Source organism: bacterium (genome assembly GCA_040753555.1).
GTDB lineage: Bacteria > UBA9089 > UBA9088 > UBA9088 > UBA9088 > JBFLYE01.
In genome coordinates this window covers 1-4,917 of record JBFMDZ010000154.1, presented here as the reverse complement: position 1 = coordinate 4,917, position 4,917 = coordinate 1, and the positions used below count along the sequence as shown (strand labels likewise).

Here is a 4,917-nt window from a genome sequence, read left to right as displayed (position 1 = left end):
TTGAGATAGCAACGGTCATTCCTCTATCTTTAAATGAGCCTGTTGGATTTAAGCCTTCATATTTAAGATAAACAGAAAGCCCTGTTGCTTTAGATAGCCTCTCTGAAAATATAAGGGGTGTATTTCCCTCAAGAAGGGTTATAACAGGTGTTTTTTTTGATACAGGCAAGAAATCCTTATACCTTTCAATTACACCTTTGTAATCTTGCATTTTTTATAAATTCCCTTACCACAATGGTGTTGAATTTTTGGTCTAATAATGGGTAACGCATTTTCATCGTATATCCCCCTCATTTCTGAAATAGTCTTTGTCAAAAACTATCTGCCAAGTTTTTATATAGCCTTTTGAATATCGTTTGGGATGAAATTCTACAGGGATAGGGAAAAGTAGTTTCACATCTGGATGATTCCTTGCGAATAAAAACACTCCGACTGTTTGTAATTTGCTTCCAAGGGGACATATGGCTATATTAGAGCTTGATGAAAACTCTCTATATAATTTATTTAGTTCTAACATTGTTTGTTTATAATCAAAGGTTGAAAGTTGAAGGATATTATCCATTTCATCAAAAATCTTAATATTTCTTTTTTTTGCTTCATCTGCACGCCACTTCCTGCTTTTTCGAGGAGGTTCACCAATAATTCCTATTTTTCTTGATGGCTGAAGGAAATTGATAGCTCCTCTCGCTCTTATAGGGTCAAATCCCAAAAAAATTATTAGTAATATTGAATACCCAGGATAAAAAATCCCATTAAATCTTGGTAATGTAATTATTTCTTTCACTCCTGAGCTAAGATAAACCTCTTTCGGCATTTTTACATCTTTCTTAGATGGGAAGTAAGTTTTTGCCTCAGTATAAATAATCCGAATTTGTTTCAGGGTTTTTTGGGTTTGTTGCAATAATAAATCAAAAATTTGTATGATAGAAGCAGAATTAAAACTAGTAATGTCAACAGTAATAGAATAAATATGCGATTGCTTTGTAGCAATATTTAAGGCATTGATGAATTCATTTTTTGACTTAAATGGATCTGTAACAAAATATTTAGATATTATAAAAGGAGTCTTACTTATATTTTTTAATATTTTTTCCAACTTTTTTTGATTTCTCTTGTTTTCATCTTGGTTAACATCGTATTGTAACATTATTACATTTTCACAAATATAACCTAATTTCTCAAGCTTAGCTAGTCCTGTTGTGCACCTATCTTCAAAACCCATTGCACAAATAAATAGGCCATCATTTCTATGCTGTAGAGACAATTCATCTATTGATGGCAAATTATTCATCATTATAATCCTTCCCAAGTAGAGATTTTAAATCCATTTTCTTCTTTATCAAATATAACTGTTTGCCCCCTCTTTCTTTTGAGAAATTTGGTTCCTACTTTTTTAAATTCATCAGGGTTAAGCAGAAAATCTTCAAACCTTTTTACGGATATTCTTAAACATTCTCGGCGACGATAACTTATTTGAAGGGCAGGTGTATATATTGGTCTTAAAATAAAACAATTATTCAACAGACCTTTACCCCATGGATACCGTCCTCCAGCATCAGTGAAAATACCTTCCAGTAAGATAGTTTTATATAATTCAAATGCTTTATTATCCAATTCTCCAGAATCCACAATTTCAATTCTCAATATTTCATAATATCTATCTTCTTCTTTTGTTATCCTGCCGTATTCATACAGATATGTTTTAGCAATTTCACCAAATACTTCTACTAAATGATAAACTTCTTGTCCGTAAGATAATATTTCTTTAATCCTATCTAATCGTCCTTTAGAAAAATCTCTTACAGCCTTATCCTGTAACGAAAAGGGTATATTTTGATCGATATTTTCTAAGGAAATTTTATTATTTGCTATGGCTTTATTATATATCTCTTTACACAATTCAAGAATTGTATATATATCTCCGCCACAAAGGGAATAAATTATATTAAGACCAGCATACAAAGTCTCCTTTTTTTCGCCTTTTCTTTTATCGGCTATAAGAGATTTAGCAATATCACCTTCTGGAAATTTGTAAGTGCCAAACAATGAAATTGCATCTTTATTTAAAACAGTAGGTGTTCTTTGTAATCTTTTATTAATTATTTCTTTTACAAATTCCTTTCGTTCTTTCTCATTTGGATAACTTAAATACCTACCACCTAAATCAATGTAAGAAAATTCCCTATCTTGCACAAACCATTTCCCTACCTTTTCTAAATCAAAGTCTGTTGGAATAAAAGAAAATTTTTCTGTGGATATTTTGAAACAATAAAGATTGTTCCTAACCCCAACTATTCTATTAAATGCTTTTTGTATTTCCTCCCTAACTTTAGGAATACTATAGTCATCAAGGACAAAATAGATTTGTTTATCCCTAAAGAATTCTATACTATTCTTTAGAAGATTGCATAATTCATTCAAATAGTTGACAGTTGTATATTTTGAGGGAGATATCGAGTCAATAATATATTTTTGAATAAGTATTGATTCTTTTTCCAATAATGTTATCAAATATGAAAATAAATCAATACCTGAAATAAATAAGGGTACTCCTTGAAAGATATTTTTTTGAATAAAGTTTACAATATTTATTTTTGCTGATGTGGTTATATCTAAAAGTTTCAACTGTTCAATTAGTTTTAGAGTAGATAAAACTTCGTGTGTAAACAAGATGTTAATGTAATGGATAAATACTTGCTGAGTTTTTTCATCAGAATAATTAATATTATATCCTGCAAAAGGTAAATAAAAGGTATTATGGCAATGGATATAAAACCCAACATATTTTTCTTTCATAAATTGTTTTTCTCTATAGTCCTTAGACATTATTTTGGTTTGTAGCCTGAGATTTTTTAATACCATTGACTTTCCAGACCCTCGTGGTCCAGAAATAACTACAGTGCCAAAACATTCAAGTTCATTATACCATGGCAAGTTTGAAGAATATAGATAATATAACAAATCACTTTTTTCAGGCATTTCCTCTGCACTTAAATATTCAAAAGGATGTTTTAGGCTTCCATCTCCTGATGAAATTTCAATTTTAGCTGACTCTCTGATTTCCTCAAGATGATTAATGAGTTCTATGGGATCAATAATTTTTCTTTCAAGAGATTGGTCTTCTAATTGTTTTATTAGAGTGGGAATAGATTGATTAAATTTTTTGTCGTAAACTTCTAAATCTTCTATGTAAACCCTATTTTTGTCCCAAAATTGCTTTAACAATATAGTAATCCATTCCATATCATTTTTAAATTTATCCCCTCTAAATGTTTTTGCTAGACCAAAATCGACGATTTTTACACGAAAGTTGAGAGGAGGTTCGTAAGGTTTTGGTGGGACAAGAAGGATATTTTTACTATGTAAATCCCCGTGTTCTAGTCCAACATCTTGCATTGCCTTTATTCCTAAGCATAATTGTCTTATAATTTCTATTATAAATTCTGCTGCAGAAGAATGTGATTTTCTTATAATATGGTTTTCTAATGGTTCACCATTCACATATTGCCATACAAGACATCTAATGTTAACTTCTTGTCCCTTTATTATTTCTATTTTTTCAATTGGTTCTATTATAAAGGCAATCTGCTCTATATCTCTAAGTCTTCCAGCTCTGCGTGCCTCTTCTTTCCAATTAGAATCTTGATATTTTGGTTTCAAGACCTTTATGGCGACAAATACAATGTCTTCAGGAGTAGATAATATAGTATCAATGGCTTTGTATGTGATGCCAAACATACCTTCTCCTTTTTTCTCTACAATTTTATATTTTCCAATTTGTTGCCCAACCAAATCTGGTAATGTTAAATCCACCATCATTTCTCCTTTTGAGTTTTATTTACAACAGCAATATTTGCGTTATTATTCAAATTTTTTAATTTCTTTATTGCCAATTTGATATAGATTGGTTTTATATCAATACCAACAGAATTTCTATCTAATTTTAATGCTTCCAAATTAGTAGTGCCAATACCGCAGAAAGGATCTAAAACTGTATCTCCATAAAAAGAATACATCTTAATTAGCCTTTTAGGTATTTCATTAGAGAAAACTGCTGGATGGTCTTTTGTGCTTGTTCCATTCAAGAACCATATTGGCTCTCTGAATATTCTAAATTCTTCTTTTGTAATCTTGGAAATTTCTTTTATTTCTTTTGGAACATCTCTTTTACCAATCTTTCTAAAAATATGAATTGCCTCTAAAGCCGTTGAAATCATAAAATTTGAAGGATATGGGTAACTACCAAATAAAACTGCTCCATTTCTTGAAGTTGTTTTTTTCCAGTAGATAGTTCCCATAAATCGTAAGTCCCCAATGCTTAAAAGCAATTCCCATATATCGTGAATTATATTAATAGTATAATGTCTTTTATCTGTGGCGTCAAAATTATATATATTCCCAATATTTATTGCAATTTTACCATCTGGAAGTAGAATTCGCACACATTCTCTAAATATATCTTTCATCTTTTTAAGATACACTGGATAAGTATCCTTATATCCCAATTGGCTAGGATGTTTATAGTCCCTAGCATTCCAATAAGGAGGCGAGGTTATAATCAATTGAATTAAATTTCCTTGTAATTTTTTTAATACACTTGAAACATTACCTATATAGAATATATGTTCTGTTTTTATTTCTTTAGCATTATTCTTGCAATCAAACTTGGATATTTTTCTTATCATTTTACATTTTTTCAGAAAAATAAAAATATTTCAATCCACACTTTAAAGGGGTTTTTTTGACAGACTCCCTTCCAATAGGCTGTAATATTTCCTGCATTTCCAACCGGGATAATGTTGTAATCTGGAGCTTTCTTTAATGTATCACATATCTCAAATGCGGCTGTCTTCTGGCCTTCTATCCTATATGGATTTATTGAATTAACAAGGCAAATCGGGTATTTTTTGCTCAATT

At 30.3% G+C, this 4,917-nt stretch carries 4 protein-coding genes and 1 pseudogene; all 5 read right to left on the bottom strand.

Annotation, left to right across the window (positions count from 1 at the left end; translation table 11 throughout):
- Positions 1-211, bottom strand: a 211-nt coding sequence (locus AB1630_10210) for a pyridoxal-phosphate dependent enzyme (GenBank protein ID MEW6104163.1), incomplete at its 3' end; no start/stop codon positions are given.
- 63 nt (positions 212-274) lie between these two features.
- On the bottom strand, positions 275-1,294 hold the full coding sequence (locus AB1630_10205) for a hypothetical protein (GenBank protein MEW6104162.1): 1,020 nt from the start codon (positions 1,292-1,294) through the stop codon (positions 275-277).
- A complete protein-coding gene (locus tag AB1630_10200; GenBank protein MEW6104161.1) occupies positions 1,294-3,819 on the bottom strand; it encodes a protein kinase in 2,526 nt (841 codons plus the stop codon). Before AB1630_10200 ends, AB1630_10205 begins: the two co-directional genes overlap by 1 nt.
- Positions 3,816-4,685, bottom strand: coding sequence for a site-specific DNA-methyltransferase (locus AB1630_10195; protein ID MEW6104160.1), 870 nt, complete (start codon positions 4,683-4,685; stop codon positions 3,816-3,818). Before AB1630_10195 ends, AB1630_10200 begins: the two co-directional genes overlap by 4 nt.
- A gap of 65 nt (positions 4,686-4,750) precedes the next feature.
- Positions 4,751-4,917, bottom strand: a pseudogene (locus AB1630_10190) (pyridoxal-phosphate dependent enzyme).

Bases quoted from the DNA above. Each gene is read 5' to 3' on its own strand.
- AB1630_10200 (MEW6104161.1), bottom strand. From the start codon at position 3,819: ATGATGGTGGATTTAACATTACCAGATTTGGTTGGGCAACAAATTGGA.
- AB1630_10205 (MEW6104162.1), bottom strand. From the start codon at position 1,294: ATGATGAATAATTTGCCATCAATAGATGAATTGTCTCTACAGCATAGA.
- AB1630_10195 (MEW6104160.1), bottom strand. From the start codon at position 4,685: ATGATAAGAAAAATATCCAAGTTTGATTGCAAGAATAATGCTAAAGAA.